Consider the following 23,596-nt stretch of genomic DNA (forward strand, 5'->3'; position numbering starts at 1 on the left):
AAGTTCTCCCCTCCAAGCAAGTTTCCTGCGGCCTCTGGTCGGCTCGCACGAAAAAGGCACAGCGCGGTCGCAGCCGGCTGCGTCGATAATCGGTGTTGCTGGTACACAGGTGCCACACCGGTCGGTATTGGCGCCCCGCATCGCCTCGGCATTGCTGTCGGACGGGCATCCTGCTTAGGATTTCCAGGTGAGCCGGAAAGTTCCCACAGTCGGGTCCTACCCTTATCTCCGCATTGGAAATCTGGCATGGGAGGCTGCTATAAAGGCAGCCGACAGGTTTCACGATAGTTTCACAATGCCATATGCGCAGGTCTATTGTGCCGCCCCCCATCCCCAGTTACCAGTGCCCTCCGACATGAGCCAACAATTCCAACATGATGTCCTGGTGATCGGCAGCGGTGCAGCCGGCCTCAGCCTGGCGTTGAACCTGCCAGACCACCTGCGTATCGCCGTGCTGAGCAAGGCAGAGCTGGCCAATGGCTCCACCTACTGGGCCCAGGGTGGCGTCGCGGCGGTGCTGGATGACAGCGACACGGTGCAGTCCCACGTCGAGGACACACTCGACGCCGGTGGCGGGCTGTGTCGTGAGTCGGCGGTACGCTTCACCGTCGAGCATAGCCGCGAGGCCATCGACTGGTTGATCGAACAGGGAGTCCCCTTCACTCGCGACGAACGGCACAGCGTGGACGACGGCGGCTTCGAATTCCACCTCACCCGCGAAGGCGGCCACAGCCATCGGCGCATCATCCACGCGGCCGATGCCACCGGGGCAGCGATCTTCACCACGTTGCTGGAACAGGCGCGCAAACGGCCGAACATCGAGCTGCTCGACCAGCGCGTGGCCGTCGACCTGATTACCCAACAGCGCCTCGGCCAGGAGGGCGAAAGGTGCCTGGGGGCCTATGTGCTCAATCGCCACAGCGGCGAAGTCGATACGTTCGGCGCCCGCTTCACGGTACTGGCGACCGGGGGCGCGGCCAAGGTCTATCTCTACACCAGCAATCCGGACGGCGCCTGCGGTGATGGCATCGCCATGGCCTGGCGTGCCGGTTGTCGGGTGGCGAACCTGGAGTTCAACCAGTTCCACCCTACCTGCCTCTACCATCCACAGGCCAAGAGCTTCCTGATCACCGAAGCGCTGCGCGGCGAGGGAGCGCTGCTGCGCCTGCCCAGCGGCGAACGCTTCATGCCGCGTTTCGATCCGCGCGAGGAGCTGGCGCCGCGAGACATCGTGGCCCGCGCCATCGACCATGAGATGAAACGCCTCGGCGTGGACTGCGTGTACCTGGACATCACCCACAAACCGGCAGCCTTCATCAAGAGCCACTTCCCGACCGTGTACGAGCGCTGCCTGGCATTCGGTATCGACATCACCCGACAGCCGATCCCCGTGGTGCCGGCCGCCCACTACACCTGTGGCGGTGTCATGGTCGACGAACGCGGCCATACCGATGTTCCCGGCCTGTACGCCATCGGCGAGACCAGCTTCACCGGTCTGCACGGCGCCAACCGCATGGCCAGCAATTCCCTGCTCGAGTGCTTCGTCTACGCGCGGGCCGCCGCTGCGGACATCCAGGCGAATCTTCATCAGGTGTCGCCTGCAGCGCCCCTGCCCGCCTGGGACGCCAGCCAGGTCACCGATTCGGACGAGGACGTGATCATCGCGCACAACTGGGACGAGTTGCGGCGCTTCATGTGGGACTACGTCGGCATCGTGCGCACCAGCAAGCGTCTGCAACGGGCCGAGCACCGCGTACGCCTGCTGCTGGACGAGATCGACGAGTTCTACAGCAACTACAAGGTGAGCCGCGACCTGATCGAGTTGCGCAACCTGGCGCAGGTGGCCGAGCTGATGATCCGCTCGGCCATGCTGCGCAAGGAAAGCCGGGGGTTGCATTACACCCTGGACTACCCCCAGCTGCTGGACGCGCCCAAGGACACCGTGCTCAGCCCGCGGCCACCGGCCCCCAGCGCCGACGACTGAATTTCAGGCGCAGGCGCAGGCGGCGATGGCTATCGGCTGGCATCGCGTCGCGCGGGATGCTGAGGGTTTCGCTCAGGCGCCGGCCCTGGCGCACGAAACGCAGCACTACCAGGGCAGGCAGGGCCAGGCTGTCGGGCCGCAGCGCCACCGATTCCCAGCCGCGTGCCCGGCTGAACAACTGCCAGCCGCTGGCGTCGCGACGCAGACCGCTCACGGCTTCGGGATGATTGAGCAGGATGCGGCGCGGGATGACCCACCAGGCGTGGGCGAGACACAGCGGCTGCAGGCACAGGGGCAACCACCAGGGTAGCGCGCTCATCCACAATGCGAGGAACGCCAGCCCCTGAGCTGTCAAGTAGGCCGTCAGCAGCAGGCGCGAGCCTTGCCAACGGCACTCGAACCGCTCACTTGGGCTGGACACGGTCCAGGATGATGCGAACCATGCGTTGCAGCTCTGGATCGTCCGATTCGCTGCGCTCCATGAACCAGCCGAACATGTCCTGGTCTTCGCAGGTCAACAGGCGCCGATACAGCTCGCGGTCCGCTTCGCTCAGGCTCGGGTAGACCTCCTGGGTGAAGGGCACGAGCAGCACGTCCAGCTCCAGCATGCCACGGCGGCTGTGCCAGAAAAGCCGGTTGAGTTCAGTTTGTTCGACCATGGGGCCCTCCTCGAATGGTCGCGCAGTATACCCCGCGACAATCGTGGCGGCACGGCGCATTGGTCCGCTCGCCTACCTATTTTGTTACCGCCGTTCTATGATGGCCGCCAGTCTCTATAGCTACCGCGATGACCCATGGCCGACTCCGCTTTCTTCTGCCCCCTGTCCCACGAGGGCATTCTCGCCGTCCGCGGCTCCGATGCCGGCAAATTCCTGCAAGGTCAGCTGACCTGCAATCTCGACTACCTGAGCCTGGAGCATGCCAGCCTGGGCGCGCGCTGCATGGTCAAAGGGCGCATGCAGTCGAGCTTTCGCATCCTGCCCGAGGGCGATGGCTTCCTGTTGGCCATGGATCGCGAGCTGCTCGATGCGCAACTGGCCGACCTGAAGAAGTACGCGGTGTTCTCCAAGGCCAAGCTGACCGACGAAAGCGCCGCCTGGTCGCGCTTCGGCCTGAATGAAGGGGCTCGGGCACTGCAGGCCCTGGGCGTGCAACCACCCGAGGGTGCCGGCAGCACGGTGCGCGCCCACGACCTCATCGCAATCGCCGTGTCGCCGGGCCGCACGGAGCTGTGGGCTCCTGCCGAGCGAGCGCCGCAGGTGCAGGCGGAGCTCGCCGCCCTGCTGCCCGAGGCGCCGCTCAACGACTGGCTGCTCGGTCAGATTCGCGCCGGTATCGGCCAGGTCATGGGCCCGACCCGTGAACTGTTCATTCCGCAGATGATCAATCTGCAAGCGGTCGATGGCGTGAGTTTCAGAAAGGGCTGCTACACCGGTCAGGAAATCGTCGCCCGCATGCAGTACCTGGGCAAGCTCAAGCGCCGGCAGTACCGCCTTGCGCTCGAACAGGCGCCCGCGCCGCTGCCGGGCAGCGAGATCTTTTCGCCGACCCACGGCTCCTCGGTCGGCGAAGTGGTCATCGCCGCCACCGCGGCGCAGGGCGTCGAACTGCTGGCAGTGCTCACGGCCGACGCGGTCGAGGACGACAACCTGCACCTGGGCAGTCTGCAAGGGCCTCGGCTGACGCTGCTCGATCTGCCCTACACATTGGACCGCGACCGGGAAATTCAGCGCTGACCCGCCGGCCCTGCCGTTGCGCAGGGCTGCCTTACCACTGCGGGAGAAACGCTCATGAACACGCTGGCCGAGATGGTTCAGGCACAACTGCTCGAAGCCATCGAGAACGACGACCTGGTGCTGCCCACCCTGCCCGAGGTTGCCATGAGCATCCGCGAGGCGGCCGAGGACAGCGAGATCAGCGTGGCCGCGCTGAGCCGGGTGATCGGCCGCGACGCCGCGTTGTCGGCGCGGTTGATCAAGGTGGTCAACAGCCCGCTGCTGCGCGCGCTGGTCGAGGTCACCGATCTGCACACCGCCATCACCCGACTGGGGGTCAACTACAGCAGCAACCTGGCGATCGGCCTGGTGATCGAGCAGATCTTCCATGCTCGCGCACCGGCGGTAGAGGGCACCTTGCGGCGCATCTGGGAAACCAGCCTGGAAGTGGCCGGCGTCAGCTACGAGATCTGTCGCCGCCATACCCACCTCAAGCCGGACCAGGCTGCGCTGGGCGGGCTGGTCCACCAGATCGGCGCGCTGCCGGTGCTGATCTACGCCGAAGAGCACAACGAGCTGCTGTCGGATCCGATCTGCCTGGACTTCGTCATCCAGCAGATCCAGCCGGTACTGGGCGACAAGATCCTCGGCGCCTGGGACTTCCCGGAGCAGTTGGCGCGTCTTCCCGGCCAGGTGCAGGACCTGGAGCGCGACAGCGACAAGATCGACTACATCGGCATCGTGCAGATCGCCCGCGCGCTGTGCCTGCGCGGGCTGGGCACGGGGCCTGAAACGCTTGCGGCCTACCGGCACCTGCGCCTGCCCGAAGGCAAGGACCTGGACTTGAACGACCTGCTCGACGCTCGCGACATGCTGCGCTGAGCGGCATCGGTCGATCAGTCGGCGATGAAGCTCACTCGAACCTTCAGTCCGCCTTCATCGCCATCGTGCAGGCTGATCTGCGCCAGGTGCGCACGACAGATCTCGCCAACGATGGCCAGCCCCAGGCCGCTGCCCTGGACGCCACGCCGATAGAAGCGTTCGAACACTCGCTCGCGCTCATCCTCGGGAATGCCCGGGCCGTCGTCCTCGACCTCCAGCACCGCCGGCGCCAGCACCCTGAGGATCACATTGCCACCGGACGGGGTGTGGGCCAGGGCGTTGTCCACCAGGTTGCTCAGCAGTTCGTTGAGCAAGGTCGGCTCGCCCTTGAGCCATACCGGCGCTTCGGCCTCCAGGGCCAGGGCGACACCGCGGGCATGGGCCAGTGGCGCCATGGCCATGCCCAGCTCGCGGGCCAGCTGACTGAGATCCAGCCGCTGGGCGCCACCTTCGGCGATGGCTCGCGCGCCATTTTCCACTCGCGCCAGCGACAGCAGCTGATTGGCCAGGTGGGTCAGGCGATCGGTGCCTTGTGCGGCGGCCTCCAGTGTCTGATGCCACTCGCGCGGCTCGGGCGAGCGCAGGCCCAGCTCGACCCTGGCCTTCAGCGCGGCCAGGGGCGTGCGCAACTCGTGGGCGGCCTCGGCGATGAACTGCGCCTGACGCTCGAACTGGGCGCGCAGGCGTTCGGTGAAGTGATTCAGCGCACCGACCAGCGGCGCCAGTTCGTGCTGCACCTGCACCAGCGGCAATGCGCGCAGGTCGTCGGGCTGGCGCTCTTCGACCGCCGTGCGCAAGCGCTCGAGCGGGCGCAGTGCGGCGCTGACCGCGAACCCCACCAGCACCAGGGCGCCCAAGGCCAGCATGCCCAGGCGCAGCAGGGTGTCGGCCATCAGCGCACGGGCCATGCTGACCCGTGCCTCCTCGGTCTCGGCCACGCGGATTTCGGCCATGCCGTTCATGTTCGGCTCGCTGACCGCCTTGAGCAGGCTCACCACGCGCACGTCCTGGCCCAGGTAGGTGGCGTTGTAGAAGCGTGCCAATGCCGGATAGTCGTCGGTGCGCGGCGTGCCTGGCGGGGGCGGGGGGAGTTTTTCGTAACCGGAGATCAGCGTCCGGTCGATGTCCAGCACCTGGTAGTAGATGCGCCCGGCGCTGTCGTAGGCGAAGGTGTCCAGGGCAACGTAGGGGACATCCGCGCTGAGCGTGCCGTCGCGCTGGGACAGACCGGCGGCGATGGTCCGGGCCGAGGCCAGCAGGGTGCGGTCGTAGGCGGTGTCGGCCGCCTCGCGTCCGTTCCAGTAGGCGCTCAGGCCGCTGGCCAGCATCAGCATCACCAGCAGCAAGGCCAGGTTGCCCAGCAGTCGCCGGCGCAGGCTGCCGGCGTCACGCATCGCGGTGCTCGAGCAGATACCCCAGGCCGCGGAAGGTGACGATGGCCACTGGCTGGCCGTCGAGTTTCTTGCGCAGCCGATGGATGTAGATCTCGATGGCGTCGGGGCTGGCCTCCTCGTCCAGACCGAAGACCTGGGCCGCGAGTTGCTCCTTGCTCATCACTCGCCCAGGGCGCGCGATGAGCGCCTCTAGTACGCTCTGCTCGCGCGAGGTGAGAGTCAGCGCCTCATCGTTCAGGGTAAAGCGCCGGGTGTCCAGGTCGTAGACCAGCGGACCACAGCGTTGCTGACGCTCGCCCCCGAGCACGCTGCGGCGCAGCAGAGCCTTGACCCGGGCCTCCAGCTCGGTGAGCTCGAAGGGTTTGGCCAGGTAGTCGTCGGCGCCCAGGTTGAGCCCGTGGACCCGGTCGCGGACATCGCTGCGCGCGGTGAGCATCAGCACCGGCAGGGTCTTGCCCCGCGCACGCAGGCGCGCCAGCACTTCGAAGCCGTCCAGACGCGGCAGGCCGACGTCCAGTACCGCGACGGCATAGTCCTCGCTGGCCAAGGCCAGGTCGGCCGCCACGCCGTCATGCAACACATCGACGTTCAGGCCCAGGCCCTTGAGGGCCTGGGCCACGCTTTCGGCCAGCGGCAGATGGTCTTCGACCAGCAGCACTCGCATCGGATTCTCCCTGCTCGGGTTGGGCGGTGGCCGGAGTGTACCGCCACGCTCGGCGCTGTGAAGCCCCCAGGCACAAACCTTTCGCATTGAAAGGTTGGCGAAAGGTTCGTTACCTAGCATCGCATCACGGTCGCACTCAACGACACGGCAAGCACCATCAAGGTGCAATTCATAAGAACAATAAATCGGAGTCAGACGCGATGCTGTTTCTGCAGCCTAGCCCGTCCCATCCCACTCGTGCGTGCGCACAGCACCCGGCGCTACGCGAGCGCGCCTCGACAAGCCTGCCTGCCGGCCTGAATCTTTCGCACTCCAGACCTCGCTCGATCGCTCGACCAGCCAGTATCCTCCTCGCCGACCCTCCCCGGCGCCGATGAGCCGTGCCTGCTCGATAGCCCCCGCCTGACCCCGCAAGACCCTATAACAACAACGTTCACGGAGACAGATCATGACCTTTTCACTGCGCCGACTCGTCCTTGCCACCGGTTGCCTGCTGCTGGCCGGCAACGCCCTGGCAGCCGAACCGAAACGTCCCGAGTGCATCGCCCCGGCTTCGCCGGGTGGCGGCTTCGACCTGACCTGCAAACTGGTGCAAAGCGCCTTGGTACAGGAAAAGATCCTCAGCAAGCCCATGCGCGTCACCTACATGCCCGGAGGCGTGGGGGCGGTGGCCTACAACGCGGTCGTCGCCCAACGCCCGGGCGACGCCGGCACGCTGGTCGCCTGGTCCAGCGGCTCGCTGCTGAACCTGGCGCAGGGCAAGTTCGGTCGTTTCGACGAGAACGCGGTGAAATGGCTGGCGGCGGTGGGCACCAGCTATGGCGCCATCGCCGTGAAAAGCGATTCACCCTACAAGACCCTGGACGATCTGGTCGCCGCGCTGAAGAAGGACCCCGGCAAGGTAGTGATCGGCTCGGGCGGCACCGTCGGTAGCCAGGACTGGATGCAGACCGCGTTGATCGCCAAGGCGGCCGGCATCAACCCACGCGACCTGCGCTACGTGGCCCTGGAGGGCGGCGGCGAGATCGCCACGGCACTGCTCGGCGGGCACATCCAGGTGGGCTCCACCGACATCTCCGACTCCATGCCGCATATCCAGAGCGGCAACATGCGCATTCTCGCGGTGTTCTCGGAAAAGCGCCTGGACGAACCGGAAATGAAGGACATTCCCACGGCCCGCGAGCAGGGTTACGACATCGTCTGGCCTGTGGTGCGCGGCTTCTACCTTGGGCCGAAGGTGACCGACGAAGAATACGACTGGTGGAAAGCCTCGTTCGACAAGCTGCTGGCCTCGGAAGAGTTCGACAAGCTGCGTGACCAGCGCGAGCTGTTCCCCTTCGCCATGACCGGCGCGCAGCTCGACGCCTACGTCAAGCAGCAGGTCGTCGAGTACAAGACTCTGGCCAAGGAATTCGGGCTGATCCAGTAAGCCGTCCCCGCGCTGTCGCCGATCCCTGTGGCAGCAGGCCCAGCGTCGCGCACACCGGCCTTGCCGGTGTCACACTCCGCGGTCGCAGGCCTGCATCGTGCCCTTTTCAACGAGGATTCCTTGATGATCCTGCAACGTCTTTTCGCCCTGGTGCTGCTGGCCGTCTGCGCCGCCCTGGCCGTGATGGCCTGGCCCTATCAGGCGGCATTTTCCTACGAGCCGGTGGGCCCGCGAGCCTACCCGCTGCTGATGCTTGGCCTGATGAGCCTGGCCCTGCTGTACCTGGCCGTCCGCCCTACCCCGATCGTGCGCAAGGACGACGAGCCCGAACTGGACCGTGACACCCTGACCAAGATCGTCGCCTGCGTCGGCTTGCTGATCCTGTTCGCCGCCACCTTCGAATCGCTCGGCTTCATCCTCAGCGCCGTGCTGGTGGGCGTACCGATGGCGCGCCTGTACGGCGGCCGCTGGCTTTACAGCGCCGTGGTGGTGGTCGCCATGAGCCTGCTGCTGTACTGGCTGTTCGACCGGGTGATGGACGTGCCCTTGCCCCTGGGCCTGCTGAGCGTACTGGAGAACTGACACATGGATACTTTGAGCTACCTGGGCCAGGGCTTCGGCGTCGCGCTGAGCCCGTACAACCTGGTCACCGCCCTGAGCGGCACCTTGATCGGTACCGTGGTCGGCCTGCTGCCGGGCCTGGGGCCGATCAACGGCGTGGCCCTGTTGATTCCCATCGCCTTCGCCCTGGGCTTGCCGCCGGAGTCGGCGCTGATCCTGCTGGCAGCAGTCTACCTGGGCTGCGAATACGGGGGGCGGATCAGCTCGATCCTGCTGAACATTCCCGGCGAAGCGTCCACGGTGATGACCACCCTGGACGGCTATCCGATGGCCCGCCAGGGCCTGGCCGGCGTCGCACTGTCGCTGTCGGCCTGGAGCTCGTTCATCGGCGCGTTCATCGCCACCTGCGGCATGGTCCTGTTCGCGCCGCTGCTGGCGAAGTGGGCGATCGCCTTCGGTCCGGCCGAGTACTTCGTGCTGATGGTCTTCGCCATCGTCTGCCTGGGCGGCATGGCCGGCGACAAGCCGCTCAAGACCTTCATCGCGGCGCTGATCGGCCTGTTCCTGTCGGCGGTCGGCATCGATGCCAACAGCGGCGTGTACCGCTTCACCGGGGACAGCGTGCACCTGGCCGACGGCATCCAGTTCGTGGTGCTGGTGCTGGGCCTGTTCTCCATCAGTGAAATCCTCTTGCTGCTGGAAAAGACTCATCATGGTCACGAAGCGGTGAAGGCCACCGGACGCATGTTGTTCAACCTGAAGGAAGCGGCCTCGGTGTTCGTGGTGAACATCCGCTGCGGCCTGCTCGGCTTCATCATGGGCGTGCTGCCGGGTGCCGGGGCGACCCTGGCCAGCGCCGTGGCCTACATGACCGAAAAGCGCATCGCCGGTACTGGCGGCAACTTCGGCAAGGGCGATGCCCGTGGCCTGGCTGCACCGGAGACGGCCATCGGCGCCTCGTGCTGCGGTGCCCTGGTGCCGATGCTGACCCTGGGCGTGCCAGGCTCGGGCACCACGGCGGTGATGATCGGGGCCTTGACCCTGTACAACATCACGCCAGGGCCGATGCTGTTCGAGCAGCAGCCGGACATCGTCTGGGGCCTGATCGCCTCGCTGTTCATCGCCAACATCATGCTGGTGATCCTGAACATCCCGATGATCCGCCTCTTCACCCGCATCCTCGCCGTGCCGAACTGGGCGCTGGTGCCGGTGATCGCGATCATCACCGGGATCGGCGTCTACGCCGTGCACGCCACCACCTTCGACCTGTTCCTGATGGTCGGCATCGGCATCATGGGCTACATCCTGCGCAAGCTCGACTTCCCCCTCTCGCCGATCCTGCTGGGCTTCATCCTGGGCGGCCTGATGGAACAGAATCTGCGCCGCGCGCTGTCGATCTCCAACGGCGAGATGAGCATCCTCTGGTCGAGCCCGATCAGCCTGGGGGTGTGGGCCCTGACCCTGTGCATGCTGAGCTTGCCGCTGCTGCGCATCTGGCGCCGCCGCAGCCAACAACGCCGTGCCCTGGCCGATGCCTGACCGGTCGCTGCCCCTGTTCCTGGCCACCGGGCTGGTCGGGCTGGCGGGCGGATTGCTCGCCAGCCGGATCGGTTGGCCGCTGCCGTGGATGGTCGGCTCGTTGCTGGCGATCATCGCCGTGCGCTGCCTGACGCCCTGGCAACTGACGGAAATCCCCAATGGCCGCAAGTGTGGGCAATGGGTGATCGGCATCGGCATCGGCCTGCACTTCACCCCTGAGGTGATCGATCAGGTCGCCGGGCACTTCGCGCTGATCTTCTTCGGCGCACTGCTGACCACTTTGTCCAGTGCGGTGGGTGTCTGGTTGCTGCGTCGCGCCGGCGAGGATCGTGCCACCGCGTTCTTCGCCAGCATGCCGGGCGGCTCGGGGGAGATGGTCAACCTCGGTGCACGCAACGGCGCGGTGCTGAGCCAGGTGGCGGCGGCGCAGAGCTTGCGGGTGCTGGCCGTGGTGCTGTGCGTGCCGGCGCTGTTCAAGCTGCTGCTGGGCGACGGTGTGGCACTGGATCATGCCGGCAGCGTCAGCTGGGGCTGGCTGGCGTTGATCGCACCGCTGAGCGTGGCCATGGCGCTGCTCTGGCAACGCTTGCGCCAGCCCAACCCCTGGTTGTTCGGCCCGCTGCTGGTGGCGGCCAGCTTCAGCCTGGCCGGCGACCTGCGCATCGGTCTGCCGGACGGCGCCAGCCAGATCGGCCAGTGGCTGATCGGCAGCGGCCTGGCCTGTCACTTCAATCGGGCATTCTTCCGTCGCGCGCCAGCTTTTCTTGCGCGCACGCTGGTGGCCACGGCCCTGTGCATGGTCATCGCCGGCGCTGCCGCCTGGGTCCTGAGCCTGTTCAGCCACCTGGACCTGCGCTCGCTGACCCTGGGCATGATGCCGGGCGGCATCGCCGAGATGAGCCTGACGGCCGAAACGCTGCAGTTGTCGGTGCCGCTGGTGACCGCGCTACAGGTGATGCGCCTGCTGTTCGTGCTGTTCCTGGCCGAGCCGATGTTCCGCTACTGGATACGCCGGCAGGCCTAGGCTCTGTCTGAAAAGCCTTGGGCTGCGTCCGAAAAGCCTTGGGCTGCCGAGCGCTACAGCGGCGGCAACGACCAGTCGATCGGGGTCAGGCCACGCTGCTCCAGGAAGCCGTTGGCGCGGCTGAAATGCCCGCAGCCGAAGAACCCCCGGTACGCCGACAGCGGCGAGGGATGCACCGACTTGAGCACCAGGTGGCGGGTGCCGTCGATCAGCTTCTGCTTGCTCTGGGCGTGGGAGCCCCACAGCAGGAACACCACGTTCTCGCACTGCTCGCTGACCACCTCGATGATGCGGTCGGTGAAGAACTCCCAGCCTTTCTTGGCATGGGAGGCGGCATTGGCCCGTTCGACGGTCATGGTGGTGTTGAGCAGCAGCACGCCTTGCTCGGCCCAGCTCTGCAGGTAGCCATGGTTGGGAATCGGCAGGTTCAGGTCGCGCTGCAGTTCCTTGTAGATGTTCACCAGCGAGGGGGGCGTCGGCACGCCCGGCTGCACGGAGAAACACAGGCCGTGGGCCTGGCCGGGGCCGTGGTAAGGGTCCTGACCGAGGATCACCACCTTGACCTGGTCCAGCGGCGTACTGTTCAGGGCATTGAAGATCAGCGGCCCGGGGGGATAGATCTGCTTGCCGGCGGCGTATTCGCCCCGCAGAAACTCGCGCAACTGGTGCATGTAGGGCTTGTCGAACTCGGCTCGCAGTGCGGCCTTCCAGCTGGGTTCGAGCTTGATGCGGTCATCGTCGGTCATGGCGCCGTCCTGAATCGGTGTGCCGCGACACTAGGAAAGCTGTCCCGGCTTGTCAATCGCGACGACCGAAGGCGGGCAGGATCGGCAGGATCCGCCATACTTGCCCGACGATTTGCGGGAGGTGATTCCATGTCCGTGCACTGCGAGGTACTCACCGGCGTCGATGGCGCCCGTATCGGCGTCGCCACTCTGGAGGCCGCCAAGACCCTCAACGCCCTCACGCTGGCGATGATCGAGACGCTGGATGCGCAACTGCGTGCCTGGGCGGACGATCCGCGCATCGTCTGCGTGCTGCTGCGCGGCGAGGGGCCCAAGGCGTTCTGCGCAGGTGGCGATGTGCGCGCCCTCGCCCAGGCCTGCCGCGAGCAGCCCGGCAGTGTGCCAGCGCTGGCCGCCACTTTCTTCGCCAGCGAGTACCGCCTCGATCACCGTCTGCACAACTTTCCCAAGCCGCTGCTGTGCTGGGGCCATGGCCATGTGCTGGGCGGCGGCATGGGCCTGCTGCAGGGGGCGAACGTGCGCATCGTCACGCCCAGCAGTCGCCTGGCGATGCCCGAGGTGAGCATTGGCCTGTACCCGGATGTCGGCGCCAGCGCGTTCCTGCACCGACTGCCCGGCAAGCTGGGGCTGTTCCTGGCCTTGACCGGCTCGCCGCTCAACGCCCGCGATGCCCTGGACCTGGGCCTGGCCGATCGCTTCGTCGGCGAAGGCCGCCAGGGCGCGCTGATCGACGAGCTGCTGCAACTGAACTGGCAGGAACAGACCGGATTGCAATTGAACAGCCTGCTGCGAGCCGAGCAGCATTGTGCCCGCGCCGAACTGCCCGAGGCCCAGTGGCTGCCGCGCCGGGAGATGATCGACGAGCTGCTCGACGTCGCCGATCCGGTGGCCGCCTGGCAGGCCCTCGGCACCCTGGCCTCGCACGCCGATCCGCTGCTGGCCGCCGCTGGGGAGCGCGTGCGCCAGGGCTGCCCGCTGACCGGGCACCTGGTGTGGGAACAGCGCCGGCGGGCGCGGACGTTGTCCCTGGCTCAGGTGTTCCAGATGGAATACGCCATGAGCCTGAACTGTTGTCGGCATCCGGAATTCAGCGAAGGGGTACGCGCGCGCCTGATCGACAAGGACAACCAGCCGCGCTGGCATTGGCCGGACATCGCCAGGATACCGCCTGCGGTAGTGGCCGCCCATCTGCACCAGTCGTGGGAAGGCGCGCATCCACTGGCCGACCTCGGGGCACCCGCGCCCGTATAGCCGCACCCGTGCAGACGACCCCGTCTAGGCGACCCCGTCTAGGCGACCCCGTCTAGGCGCGCCCGTCCCAGCGGTTATACTGCGCACCTGCCTGACGACCCGCCTGACCTCGTGGACCTGACCATGCTCGACACCCAGTGCTGCCTCGCTTGCGGCGCCGCCAACCACTGCGCCCTGGCCGACCCGCGCAGCGCCACCCAGGCCTGCTGGTGCTACGGCGTGACCCTCGACCCGGCGGTGCTCGAAGCGCTGCCCGTGGCGCTGCGCGACAAAGCCTGCCTGTGCCCGCGCTGCGCGGCGGTGCAGGACCAGCTGGAGGCCGCCAGGCAGCGGCCAGCGCGCTGAGTCGCGGCCATGCGATTGGACCGTTTTCTCACCAACCTGCCCTGCTACAACCGCCAGCAGGTCCGTCGGCTCCTGGCCCTGGGCTGCGTGCGCGTGGGCGGTGTGGTGATCACCGATCCCCATCACGAGGTTCGCGAATTCAGCCAGGTAGAAGTGGACGGGCAGGTGCTGCAGGCCGCCCGCCCGGCCCGCTACCTGATGCTGCACAAGCCCGGCGGCTGCGTCAGCGCCACCCGCGACCCGCAGCACCCCACCGTGCTCGACCTGCTGCCAGCCGAGCTGCGTGACGACCTCCACATCGCCGGGCGCCTGGACTACAACACAACCGGCTTGCTGATCCTGACCAACGACGGCCAGTGGTCGAGGCGCCTGACCCAGCCCTCGACCAAGCTGCCCAAGGTGTACCGGGTCGAGACCGAGGACGAGATCGGCGCGCACTACATCGACACCTTTCACCAAGGCCTGTACTTCGCGTTCGAGGACCTCACCACACAACCCGCCCAGCTCGACATTCTCGGCCCGCGCAGCGCGCGGCTGGCGATCGTCGAGGGGCGCTATCACCAGGTCAAGCGCATGTTCGGTCACTTCGACAACAAGGTCATCGCCCTGCACCGCGAGCGCATGGGGCCGATCGCGCTGGACCCCACCCTGGCGCCCGGCGCCTTCAGGGCCCTGAGCGCCGCCGAGGTGGCAGCGGTCTAGCGCCCGTCGGCGCCGGGCCTCACCCGGAACCAGGCCGCGTACAGTGCTGGCAGGAACAGCAGCGTGAGCACCGTGGCCACCACCAGTCCACCCATGATCGCCACCGCCATCGGCCCATAGAACACGCTGCGCGACAGTGGAATCATCGCCAACACCGCTGCCAGCGCCGTCAGCACGATGGGCCGCAGCCGGCGTACGGTGGCCTCGATGATCGCCTGCCAGCGGTCCAGGCCGGCGGCGATATCCTGTTCGATCTGGTCGACCAGGATCACCGAATTGCGCATGATCATGCCCGCCAGCGCGATGGTGCCCAGCATCGCCACGAACCCGAACGGCTGGCCGAAGGCGAGCAGGAACAGGGTGACGCCGATCAGGCCCAACGGGGCGGTGATGAACACCATCAGCGTGCGCGAGAAGCTGCGCAACTGCACCATCAGCAGGGTCAGCACCACCACCACGAACAGCGGCATGCCGGCGTTCACCGACTGCTGGCCGCGGTCGGCATCCTCCACCGTGCCGCCGACCTCCAGCAGGTAACCCTCAGGCAAGCGCTCGCGCACCGACTGCAAGCTGGGCAGTATCTGGCGCACCAGACTGTCGGGCTGCTCCTTGTCGTAGATATCGCCCCTGACCGTTACCGTCGGCAACCGGTCGCGGTGCCAGATCACACCCTCTTCGAAGCCGTATTCGAGCGTGGCGACCTGCGACAGCGCCACGCTGCGACCGTTGTCGGTGGGCACCGCCAGACTGGCCAGGCTACCCAGATCACGGCGGGTTTCGGCAGTACCGCGCACGAGAATTTCGATCAGCTCGTTGTCCTCGCGGTACTGGCTCACCGAAGAGCCGCTGAGCGCACTCTGCAGGAAGCTGGAGAGCTTGGCCGTGCTCACCCCCAGTGCACGGGCGCGGTCCTGATCGATGGCCAGGAACACGGCCTTGCTGGGTTCCTCCCAGTCCAGGTGCACGTTGACCAGGTGCGGGTTGTCACGCACCTTCTCGGCCACCTCGCGCGCCAGCGCCCGTACGGTGCCGATGTGCTCGCCCGTGAGACGAAACTGCACTGGATATCCCACGGGCGGACCGTTCTCCAGGCGTGTCACTCGCCAGCGCAGGTCGGGGAAAGCCTCGTCGAGGGTGCCGATCGCCCAGTGCCGCAGGGCCTCGCGGTCCTCCAGGGACCGGGCCAGCACGACGAACTGGGCGAAGCTGGTGGCGGGCAGTTGCTGGTCCAGCGGCAAGTAGTAGCGCGGCGAGCCGGTGCCGATGTAGGCCACGTAGTTGGCGATACCCGGCTGCTCCTTGAGCAGCGCCTCGAGCCGCTGCACCTGCTCGGTGGTGTTGGCCAGCGAAGCGCCCTCGGCCAGCTTGAGGTCGATCATCAGCTCTGGCCGGGCCGAGGCCGGGAAGAACTGCTGGGGCACGAACCGGAACAGCAGCAGGCTGCCGACGAAGGCGGCGAGCGTCAGCACGATCACCGTCTTGCGTCGCCTCACGCACCACCCCACCACTCGCCGTACGCGCTGGTAGAAGGGCGTGGCATAAGGGTCGGCGGCGTGCGCGCCCTGCGTCCTGGAAAGATCCGGCAGCAGGCGCTCGCCCAGGTAGGGCACGAACAGCACCGCGGCGACCCAGGACGCCAGCAGCGCGAGGGTGACCACCTGGAACAGCGAGCGGGTGTACTCGCCCGTGCTGCTGGCAGCGGTGGCGATGGGCAGGAAGCCGGCGGCGGTGATCAGGGTTCCGGTGAGCATCGGGAAGGCCGTACTCGACCAGGCGTAGCTGGCGGCCTTGAGCCGGTCGTAGCCCTGCTCCATCTTGATCGCCATCATTTCCACGGCGATGATCGCATCGTCCACCAGCAGGCCCAGCGCCAGCACCAGCGCGCCCAGGGAGATCTTGTGCAGGCCGATGCCGAAGTAGTGCATGGCGGCGAAGGTCATGGCCAGCACCAGCGGAATCGCCAGTGCCACCACCAGCCCGGTGCGCAGCCCCAGGGAGAAGAAGCTCACCAGCAACACGATGGCCAAGGCTTCGGCCAGCACCTGCACGAACTCGCCGACACTCGCCTTCACCGCTGCCGGCTGGTCGGACACCTTGCGCAATTCCATGCCCACCGGCAGGTCTCGGGCCAGGCGCGTGAACTCGTGCTGCAACGCCTTGCCCAGGGCGAGTATGTTGCCGCCTTCCTTCATCGACACGGCCAGGCCGATGGCGTCTTCGCCCATGAAACGCATGCGTGGCGCCGGGGGATCGTCGAAGCCGCGCTGCACCTGGGCGACATCGCCGATGCGCAACGTCCTGTCGCCCACCCGCAAGGGAAACTGACGGATCTGCTCGACGCTGTCGAAGCGGCCGCTGACCCGAAGCTGCAGCCGCTCGCTGGGGGTCTCGAAGAAGCCGGCGGTGCTCACCGCGTTCTGCTCCTGCAGCGCCTGCTGCACGGCCGCCAGGGACAGGCCCAGGGTGGCCAGCTTGGTATTGGACAACTCGATCCAGATCTTCTCGTCCTGCAGGCCCAGCAGCTCGACCTTGCCCACGTCCTGGACCCGTTGCAGCTGGATCTGGATGCGGTCGGCGTAGTCCTTGAGCACGGCATAGTCGAAACCTTCACCGCTCAAGGCATAGATGTTGCCGAAGGTGGTACCGAACTCGTCGTTGAAGAACGGGCCCTGGACTTCCGGCGGCAAGGTGTGGCGGATGTCCGCGATCTTCTTGCGAACCTGATACCAGAGCTCGGGAATGTCGGCAGACTCCAACGAATCGCGCGCCATGAAAGTGACCTGCGACTCCCCGGGGCGCGAGGATGAGACGACCTTGTCGTACTCACCGGTCTCCATGAGGGTTTTCTCGATGCGCTCGGTGACCTGCCGGGCCACTTCTTCGGCCGTCGCTCCCGGCCACAGGGTGCGGATCACCATGGCCTTGAAGGTGAAGGGCGGATCCTCGCTCTGCCCCAGCTTCGTGTAGGAAAGCGCGCCAATGGCCGCAAGCAAGATCATCAGGAACAGTACGATCTGGCGATTGCGCAATGCCCAGGCGGAAAGATTGAACCCCATCCGGACTTACTCCTTGGCCGCCAGGTGCACCCCTTGATTGCTGCGGTCCACCGGCCGCACCTGCTGCCCCTCGCGCAGCACGTGACCGCCGGCGGCGACCACCCAGTCGTCGGCCTGCAGCCCGGCGAGAACTGGCACACGTTCGGCGCCATAAGCGCCCAGTCGTACCGGCGCGCGTTGCACGCGGTTGTCCGGCCCCACTCGCCAGACATAGGCCTGCCCCTGCTCGGCGCTGACCGCCGATAGCGGCACGGCCAGCGACGCGCCTTGCCCCTCGGCGATGTACACCTTGGCACTCTGTCCCAATTGCGCTGGGCTCTGCGCCGAAGCGAAGGCCACTCGCGCGGCGAAGGTCCGCGAGCGCGGGTCGGCCGCTGGCGACAGCTCACGGATGCGCCCGGCCAGGCGCTGGCCCGGATGCGACCACAGCTCGACGCTGACCGGCTGGCCCACGGCGAACCGCGTGAACTGTTGCTCGGGCAGGCCGATGGCCACTTCCCGCTCGCCATCGACGGCCAGGGTGAACACGGTCTGACCGGCCGCCACCACCTGCCCGACCTCCACCAGACGCTGGGCGACCACGCCGTCCTGGGGCGCACGGAGCACGGCGTAGGCCGCCTGGTTGCCCGCCACATCCATCTCGGCCTTGGCCTGCTTGAGACGCGCCAGCCCGGCGCGATACAGATTTTCGGCGTTGTCGTAGAGCGAATGGCTGACCATCTGCCGTTCGAACAGGCGCTGGTAGCGGTCGCGTTCGGCGCGTACCAGGGCCAGGTTGGCCTCGGCCGCAGCCAACTGCGCCCGGGTCGCGTCCAGCTGCAGGCGCACATCCTGCGGATCCAGCTCGGCCAGGGGCTGGTTGGCCTTGACCCGCTGCCCTTCTTCGACCAGGCGTTTGCTGACCTTCCCGGCGATACGAAACGCCAGCGCCGGCTCGAACCGGGCACGCACCTCGCCGGGGTAGCTCTCGGCAGCGGCCAGGGCGGCGCGCGGCTGGATCACCAACGCAGGACGCGGCGCCGGTGGCGCTGCCACCTCCGCGCTGCAGGCAGTGAGCAACAGGACACAGGCGAGCGGCACGGCAGGCAGTGCATGGCGCAACATGGTGGGTGACCCTTCCTTGGCGATTGACGAACAATAATTGAACCGATGGGTATAATAAATCAGGGAACCGAAGCGGGGAAGCGGCTGCCACAGAGAAATCCCGATCGGCGCCTGGACTTCGTACAATGAGCGCCCCGTTCATCCATAAGGACCGCAATGCCCAACGATGCCCCTACCGGCCCCGGTCGGCCCAAGGATCAGACCAAGCGCCAGGCCATCCTCGACGCCGCCAAATCGCTGTTTCTAAGCCTTGGCTACGCCAACACCAGCATGGACGCGGTCGCAGCGGCAGCCGGTGTGTCCAAACTGACGGTGTACAGCCATTTCAACGACAAGCGAAGCCTGTTCGGTACGGCGGTGATGGCCACCTGTCAGACGCAATTGCCCGACCTGATCTTCGAGCGGGCCGACGACGCGCCCCTCGACGAAACCCTGCTGAGCATAGCCCGTGGATTCCAGGCGCTGATCAGCAGCGAGGAATCGGTGAAGCTGACTCGCCTGGTCATGGCGCTGGGCAGCCAGGATCCGCACCTGGGGCAGTGCTTCTACGAGGCCGGTCCGAAGCGGGTACTGGCCGGCATGGAGGGGCTGTTGCGCGATGCCCACCGCAAGGGCCTGCTGGATATCGCCTGCCCACGCACGGCGGCCGAGCAGTTCTTCAGCCTGCTCAAGGGCGCGCCGGACTACCGCTTGCTGCTCGGCTGCGCCCCGGCGCTGACCGGAGACGAGGCCGAGGCGCACCTGCAGGCGGTGGTCGAGCTGTTCGTACGGGGCTACCGCAGTGATCGCCGAGGCGCCGAACAGCGCCTGCCGGCATCTTGATCAGCCCTGCGCCTTGAGGGCCTTCTTCGGATAGATGTCATAGCGGCTGGACTTGCCTTCCAGGCTATGGCTCGGTTTGGCACCTTCGATGATCGGCGCCTTGCGCGGGCGCTTGACCACTACCCGGTGGGAAGCCAGCGCCAGGGCGGCTTCGAGCAGCGCCGGGGCGTCCAGGTCGTCGCCGACCAGGGGCCTGAACACGCGCATTTCCTTTTTCACCAGCGCGCTCTTGTCCCGGTGCGGAAACATCGGATCGAGATAGATCACCTGCGGCGCCTCGCCCTGCCAGGCCTGCATGAGCGCGATGGCATTGCCGGTGAGCAGGGGCATACGCTCGACGATCGGCGCCACTTCGCCGTCGGCACGGCCTCGCGCCAGACCGTCTTCGAGCAACGCGGCGATCAGCGGCTGGCGCTCGATGAGGGTCATCTGGCAACCCAGGCTGGCCAGCACGAACGCATCCTTGCCCAGGCCCGCCGTGGCATCGAGCACCTGCGGCCGCACGCCTTGGGCGATGCCGACCGCCTTGGCGATCATCTGCCCGCTGCCGCCACCGAACAGACGCCGGTGTGCCGCCTGACCCTCGACGAAATCGACCCGCACAGGGCCCGGCGCCTGCGGCCCCAACTGCTGCAACTGCAGCCCCTCTGCGCCCACCTGCAAGGCGAACTGCGCGGTGTCGTCGTCCAGTGGCAACTGCAGACGCTGGGCCCATTGCTGGGCCTGCGCCTGGAACGAGGCGTCCAACGCCTCCACGCGGATCCCGCTGCCGTGTTCTTGCTCTGCCATCCCACCCGTACTCGAAAAGATTAAGGAAACCCCGGCCTCGGCCGATAGATGCTCTATCCGCTATTCTGCCAGAGCCCAACGCGCGCGACTCGCCATGTCAGAAACTCTCCCCATCGGCTTGACCTACTTGTCGCCTGTCGGCAACTACGGTCGGCAGAATTCCCAGGCCCTCGGTGGCGTCAGCCACCTGTGGCAGGATTTCTTCGCCCGCGCCATGGCCGAGCGCTCCGAGGACGAGCAGGACAGCTTCAGCCAGGCGCTGGGCCAGCAGGTCGACCGTGAAAGTGGCGAGCCCCTGGGCGGTGCCAAGGCCTTGGCGTTGATCGAAATCCAGCGCGCCTTGCCGGTGCAGGAGCAGGAAGTACGCCCTCCCGAGCCGCTGTTCCTGCCCAAGGCCGAGCTCGAAGCCCGCTTGCTGCCACCGGCGCCCGAGCCGTTCAGCGCCAGCGAACTGATCGCCCAACAGCGTCAGCTCGACCTGGACGGCAGCTGGCTGCGCCCGCAGGTGATGCGCCGGGGGCATCCTGCTCCGGCCCCTGGACCGGCGCCTTCGCCCCGCCCCCTGCACCTGCCCATCGCCGAGCTGGAGCCGGCGCTGCTCGAACCCGCAGCCGAACCGTTCGACGAGACCACCCTGGCCCGGCAACAGCACGACCTGGCCTTCGACGTGCAGTGGGCTCGTCCGGTGGTGTTGAACAACGTGCGCGCCTGCGCCTGAATCAGCGACAGGCGCGCCAGGGTCCCATGTCCAGGTGAAAGTGGTTGGCGTGGGCCGCGTTGTAGTCCGGACCGAGCACAGTGTTGAAACTCACGCACGCCGCATCGCGCACTTCGCGCAGGAACTGCGCCTTGGCGCCGTTTCCCTGCCAGTCGCGGGCGAGCACGATGCGCTGGCCGTCCTCGAGGCGAAAACCGCTGATGTCCAGCGCGTTGGCCGTGGCGTGCTGGCTGCGCCGGCCCTGTTGACGGTGATACACGTTGCGGCAGGCGAAGCTGCCGACGTGATCCACCTGCGTCACCGGCTGGCCGAAGGCACGCTGGGCCGCCGGTTGCAGGCCGTGAATTTCGAACAGTGCGTAGGCCACCGCCAGGGGACAACTGGCCAGGAAGCTGCTGCTCAGGCGCGTCTGGGCCCCGCTTTGCACGCGCCACACGTTGCTCAATGGACAATCGGCCCCAGGGCTGCTGTCGGCCTGCTCGCGATAGCGCATCCCGGAGGTGCGCAGGGTCTGCTGGCACAACGCTGGATCATCGCGCAGGCGCGACAGTTTCCAGGCCGTTAGCAGGTTAGGCGGCTGACGCACATCCAGCGGCGCCCAGGGATTCCATTGCATGGGTGGCCGCCATCCCAGGTGCCAGGCCTGGACGCCTGCCAGCAGCAGGCCGCAGAGCACCAGCGCGAACAGGCGCACGGCCTGTCAGCGGCGCAGCAGGTCGTTGAGGTCAGCGAAGGGCAAGGTCTGCTCGGCGTAGCTGAACGTGCCCTGCTCGCGAATTTCCAGCGCCGCGCGCTGGAAGGCGCCCAATGCAGCGCGGGCCAGGGAAGAACCCACACTGATGCGCCGCACGCCCAGGTCCTGCAACTGATTCACGCCCAATGGCACGCCCGCCAGACCCATCAGGACGTTCACCGGCGTGGGTGCCACCGCCTGCACCACCGCACGTACCTCTTCGGCGGTTCGCAGACCCGGTGCATACAGTACATCGGCTCCGGCCGCAGCGAACGCCTGCAGACGAGCGATGGTGTCGTCCAGGTCCAGGCGTCCATGCAGCAGGTTCTCGGCACGGGCACAGAGGGTGAAGGGAAACGCCAGGCTGCGTGCGGCCTGCACCGCCGCCCTCACCCGCTCGACCGCCTGACCGAGGTCGTAGATGGGGGCGTCGGGCCGACCCGTGGCGTCTTCGATCGAGGCGCCGACCAGCCCCACCTCGGCCGCACGCAGAATGGCTGCGGCGCAGGCCTGCGGTTCATCGCCATAGCCGTTCTCCAGATCGCCGGACACCGGCAGCGCCGTTGCATCGACGATGCCGCGGGCATTGTCCAGCACTTCATCGAGGCTCAGTGCGCCCTCCGCATCCGGCCTGCCAAGGCTGAAAGCCAGGCCGGCACTGGTGGTTCCCAGGGCTTCGAAACCCAGCGCGGCGAGCATACGTGCCGATCCGGCATCCCAGGGGTTGGCCATGACGAAAGCACCCTCACGCGCATGCAGCGCCTTGAAGGACTCGGCTCGCAGGGTTTGCACATCCATGATCACATCTCCGGCAGGGTCTAGAGGGGCATTGGGCTGTGTGCGAAGGATATCCGCATTCGCCGGTGCGACGTTGAACGGGAGTGCGATCAACTCATGTCCGTCCTCACACGTGCCCGATCGCATCGCCTCGGCTTGCCGAACGTGGTGCAGGTACCTTTCAGACAGACCCTAGAGCAGGTCCAGTTGTTCGATCTCGGGCGCACGCGGCAGCTCCGGCAAGGCCGCCAGACCCGGCAGACGCGCCATCAGGCGTTGGTGAAAGCGCTGTGCCAAGGCGGCGGCCAGGTAGTTGTCCGCCGTGTGCAGAAAGATGTAGGGACGCCGGCCCGCTTCGATCCACTCGGCGAGCTTGTCCACCCAAGGCGTGAGAAACGGCTCGTTGGCCGCCAACTCCGGATGCCCGATGAAGCGTACCTGTGGCGTGTCGCTGAAGGCGGCGGGCCTGGGCGGCACCTTGGGTTTCTTGGACTGGGCATGCAGCACTTCGGGTGACCGCGAAGTGCAACTGAACAGCGCCCGTGGATCGAGGCAGATCCGCTCGACGTCATGGGCAAGCAGCAGCCGGTTCAGCGCCCGTTCTTCCTCGCCGCGGGCGAAAAAGGCGTCGTGGCGCACCTCTACGGCCAGCGGCACGCCGACCTGTTCGATGAACTGGCTCAGCTCTGCCAACCGTCCTGGTCCGAAGGAGGCCGGCAATTGCAGCCAGTAAGGCGCCACCCGTGCGCCCAGCGGCGCCATCAGCCGAGTGAAGTCGGCCGCCGACTCCAGTTGCCCACGCAGATCATCGCAGTGGCTGACTTCACGGGGAAACTTGGCGGTGAAGCGGAAATCCGCCGGCATCACCTGCGCCCAGCGCTCCACGGTGGTGGCTGCAGGACGGGCATAAAAGGTGGTGTTGCCTTCCACCGCATTGAAGACCTGGCAATACAGGCCGAGGAAATCGTGGGTGCGCGAATCGGCAGGATAGAGGTAGTCACGCCAGGCGTTTTCGCTCCAGGACGGGCAACCAAGGTGATAAGGCAGCGGCGATGGGGTCATCGCTCAAATGTACAGGTCCAGACCGAGCACTTCCATCTCCCAGTCACTGAAACCGGCGGTACTCAGATAGCTGGCCAAGGCAGTAGCCGTTCGACGATCGCGGGCCCGCGGAAAGATCATGTCCTGTTGCCGGGCGGGCAGGCCTGCACTGCGGCGCTGGGCACGGGCCACCTGTTCGGCTTCGCCGTCCTCGATCAGCTGCGCGTCTTCGATCGACTCGTCACGCACCGGCCCCTTGCGCGGGGCGCGCTTGACCGGATAGGACTGTGGGGAGAAACCGTCGATGCGCATGGCGATGC

General features: G+C 66.8%; 24 protein-coding genes. 12 read left to right on the plus strand and 12 right to left on the minus strand.

From position 1 onward, the window contains the following. Positions 1-355: 355 nt before the first annotated feature. A complete protein-coding gene (gene nadB, locus IAE34_RS11300; RefSeq protein WP_200139038.1) occupies positions 356-1,984 on the plus strand; it encodes an L-aspartate oxidase in 1,629 nt (542 codons plus the stop codon). Here nadB and IAE34_RS11305 read toward each other — a convergent pair. Further along, the gene (locus IAE34_RS11305) at positions 1,947-2,405 is read right to left on the minus strand and encodes a protein YgfX (protein WP_200139039.1); all 459 of its coding nucleotides are present in this window, start codon (positions 2,403-2,405) and stop codon (positions 1,947-1,949) included. The two genes, nadB and IAE34_RS11305, sit on opposite strands and share 38 nt — an antisense overlap. Further along, complete coding sequence (locus IAE34_RS11310; RefSeq protein WP_200139040.1) at positions 2,389-2,643, minus strand: FAD assembly factor SdhE; 255 nt, start codon at positions 2,641-2,643, stop codon at positions 2,389-2,391. Before IAE34_RS11310 ends, IAE34_RS11305 begins: the two co-directional genes overlap by 17 nt. A 135-nt stretch (positions 2,644-2,778) precedes the next feature. Here IAE34_RS11310 and ygfZ point away from each other — a divergent pair, with 135 nt between their 5' ends. Together ygfZ and IAE34_RS11320 are read left to right on the plus strand one after the other, a co-directional pair. Continuing rightward, positions 2,779-3,720: a CAF17-like 4Fe-4S cluster assembly/insertion protein YgfZ gene (ygfZ, locus tag IAE34_RS11315; RefSeq protein WP_200139041.1), complete on the plus strand. Its 942-nt coding sequence runs from the start codon at positions 2,779-2,781 to the stop codon at positions 3,718-3,720. 54 nt (positions 3,721-3,774) lie between these two features. Next, positions 3,775-4,581, plus strand: coding sequence for an HDOD domain-containing protein (locus tag IAE34_RS11320; RefSeq protein ID WP_200139042.1), 807 nt, complete (start codon positions 3,775-3,777; stop codon positions 4,579-4,581). Positions 4,582-4,595: 14 nt separating this feature from the next. On the opposite strand, the gene IAE34_RS11325 is transcribed toward IAE34_RS11320, so the two are convergent. Then, positions 4,596-5,975 (minus strand): sensor histidine kinase, encoded by a 1,380-nt coding sequence (locus IAE34_RS11325; protein ID WP_200139043.1) that lies wholly within the window; start codon positions 5,973-5,975, stop codon positions 4,596-4,598. Beyond that, complete coding sequence (locus IAE34_RS11330) at positions 5,968-6,639, minus strand: response regulator (RefSeq protein WP_200139044.1); 672 nt, start codon at positions 6,637-6,639, stop codon at positions 5,968-5,970. Before IAE34_RS11330 ends, IAE34_RS11325 begins: the two co-directional genes overlap by 8 nt. A gap of 448 nt (positions 6,640-7,087) precedes the next feature. On the opposite strand from IAE34_RS11330, the gene IAE34_RS11335 reads away from it, so the two are divergent. The 4 genes from IAE34_RS11335 (at position 7,088) to IAE34_RS11350 (ending at position 11,192) form a co-directional block, all read left to right on the plus strand. Next, entirely contained in the window at positions 7,088-8,068 is a 981-nt protein-coding gene (locus tag IAE34_RS11335) for a Bug family tripartite tricarboxylate transporter substrate binding protein (RefSeq protein WP_200139045.1), read from the plus strand. Between the two features lie 123 nt (positions 8,069-8,191). After that, positions 8,192-8,650 carry a tripartite tricarboxylate transporter TctB family protein gene (locus IAE34_RS11340; RefSeq protein ID WP_200139046.1) on the plus strand — a complete coding sequence of 153 codons (459 nt, stop codon included), beginning with the start codon at positions 8,192-8,194 and terminating at the stop codon, positions 8,648-8,650. A 3-nt stretch (positions 8,651-8,653) separates the two neighbouring features. After that, entirely contained in the window at positions 8,654-10,168 is a 1,515-nt protein-coding gene (locus tag IAE34_RS11345; protein ID WP_200139047.1) for a tripartite tricarboxylate transporter permease, read from the plus strand. Continuing rightward, positions 10,161-11,192, plus strand: a complete 1,032-nt coding sequence (locus IAE34_RS11350; protein WP_200139048.1) for an AbrB family transcriptional regulator — start codon at positions 10,161-10,163, stop codon at positions 11,190-11,192. The genes IAE34_RS11345 and IAE34_RS11350 overlap by 8 nt, the downstream gene beginning before the upstream one ends. Before the next feature lie 53 nt (positions 11,193-11,245). On the opposite strand, the gene ung is transcribed toward IAE34_RS11350, so the two are convergent. After that, complete coding sequence (ung, locus tag IAE34_RS11355; RefSeq protein WP_200139049.1) at positions 11,246-11,938, minus strand: uracil-DNA glycosylase; 693 nt, start codon at positions 11,936-11,938, stop codon at positions 11,246-11,248. Between the two features lie 129 nt (positions 11,939-12,067). Between ung and IAE34_RS11360 the strand changes: the two genes are divergently transcribed. From IAE34_RS11360 to IAE34_RS11370, 3 genes are all read left to right on the plus strand, one after another. Next, on the plus strand, positions 12,068-13,189 hold the full coding sequence (locus tag IAE34_RS11360) for an enoyl-CoA hydratase/isomerase family protein (RefSeq protein ID WP_200139050.1): 1,122 nt from the start codon (positions 12,068-12,070) through the stop codon (positions 13,187-13,189). Between the two features lie 123 nt (positions 13,190-13,312). Further along, the gene (locus tag IAE34_RS11365; protein ID WP_200139051.1) at positions 13,313-13,534 is read left to right on the plus strand and encodes a cysteine-rich CWC family protein; all 222 of its coding nucleotides are present in this window, start codon (positions 13,313-13,315) and stop codon (positions 13,532-13,534) included. Between the two features lie 9 nt (positions 13,535-13,543). Beyond that, entirely contained in the window at positions 13,544-14,236 is a 693-nt protein-coding gene (locus tag IAE34_RS11370; protein WP_200139052.1) for a pseudouridine synthase, read from the plus strand. Here the strand turns inward: IAE34_RS11370 and IAE34_RS11375 are convergent. Both IAE34_RS11375 and IAE34_RS11380 read right to left on the minus strand, forming a co-directional pair. Further along, the gene (locus IAE34_RS11375) at positions 14,233-17,292 is read right to left on the minus strand and encodes an efflux RND transporter permease subunit (protein WP_200139053.1); all 3,060 of its coding nucleotides are present in this window, start codon (positions 17,290-17,292) and stop codon (positions 14,233-14,235) included. The two genes, IAE34_RS11370 and IAE34_RS11375, sit on opposite strands and share 4 nt — an antisense overlap. Positions 17,293-17,298: 6 nt before the next feature. Continuing rightward, positions 17,299-18,396: an efflux RND transporter periplasmic adaptor subunit gene (locus IAE34_RS11380; RefSeq protein ID WP_200139054.1), complete on the minus strand. Its 1,098-nt coding sequence runs from the start codon at positions 18,394-18,396 to the stop codon at positions 17,299-17,301. A gap of 144 nt (positions 18,397-18,540) precedes the next feature. Here IAE34_RS11380 and IAE34_RS11385 point away from each other — a divergent pair, with 144 nt between their 5' ends. Next, complete coding sequence (locus IAE34_RS11385; protein ID WP_325100992.1) at positions 18,541-19,218, plus strand: TetR/AcrR family transcriptional regulator; 678 nt, start codon at positions 18,541-18,543, stop codon at positions 19,216-19,218. Here IAE34_RS11385 and IAE34_RS11390 read toward each other — a convergent pair whose 3' ends face one another. Next, positions 19,219-20,007 carry a class I SAM-dependent methyltransferase gene (locus tag IAE34_RS11390; RefSeq protein WP_200139056.1) on the minus strand — a complete coding sequence of 263 codons (789 nt, stop codon included), beginning with the start codon at positions 20,005-20,007 and terminating at the stop codon, positions 19,219-19,221. 94 nt (positions 20,008-20,101) lie between these two features. Between IAE34_RS11390 and IAE34_RS11395 the strand changes: the two genes are divergently transcribed. After that, positions 20,102-20,725 (plus strand): energy transducer TonB, encoded by a 624-nt coding sequence (locus IAE34_RS11395; RefSeq protein ID WP_200139057.1) that lies wholly within the window; start codon positions 20,102-20,104, stop codon positions 20,723-20,725. Between the two features lies 1 nt (position 20,726). On the opposite strand, the gene IAE34_RS11400 is transcribed toward IAE34_RS11395, so the two are convergent. The 4 genes from IAE34_RS11400 to IAE34_RS11415 all read right to left on the minus strand — a co-directional run bounded on the left by IAE34_RS11400 (position 20,727) and on the right by IAE34_RS11415 (position 23,588). Then, a complete protein-coding gene (locus IAE34_RS11400; protein ID WP_325100989.1) occupies positions 20,727-21,419 on the minus strand; it encodes an extensin-like domain-containing protein in 693 nt (230 codons plus the stop codon). Positions 21,420-21,425: 6 nt separating this feature from the next. Beyond that, entirely contained in the window at positions 21,426-22,256 is an 831-nt protein-coding gene (locus tag IAE34_RS11405; RefSeq protein WP_200139058.1) for an isocitrate lyase/PEP mutase family protein, read from the minus strand. Between the two features lie 171 nt (positions 22,257-22,427). Then, positions 22,428-23,297 (minus strand): DUF72 domain-containing protein, encoded by an 870-nt coding sequence (locus IAE34_RS11410; RefSeq protein ID WP_200139059.1) that lies wholly within the window; start codon positions 23,295-23,297, stop codon positions 22,428-22,430. A 3-nt stretch (positions 23,298-23,300) separates the two neighbouring features. Then, complete coding sequence (locus IAE34_RS11415; RefSeq protein WP_200139060.1) at positions 23,301-23,588, minus strand: hypothetical protein; 288 nt, start codon at positions 23,586-23,588, stop codon at positions 23,301-23,303. Between the last annotated feature and the right edge of the window lie 8 nt (positions 23,589-23,596).

Source organism: Pseudomonas sp. S30, assembly GCF_016518545.1.
In the GTDB taxonomy this organism is placed as follows: Bacteria; Pseudomonadota; Gammaproteobacteria; order Pseudomonadales; family Pseudomonadaceae; genus Aquipseudomonas.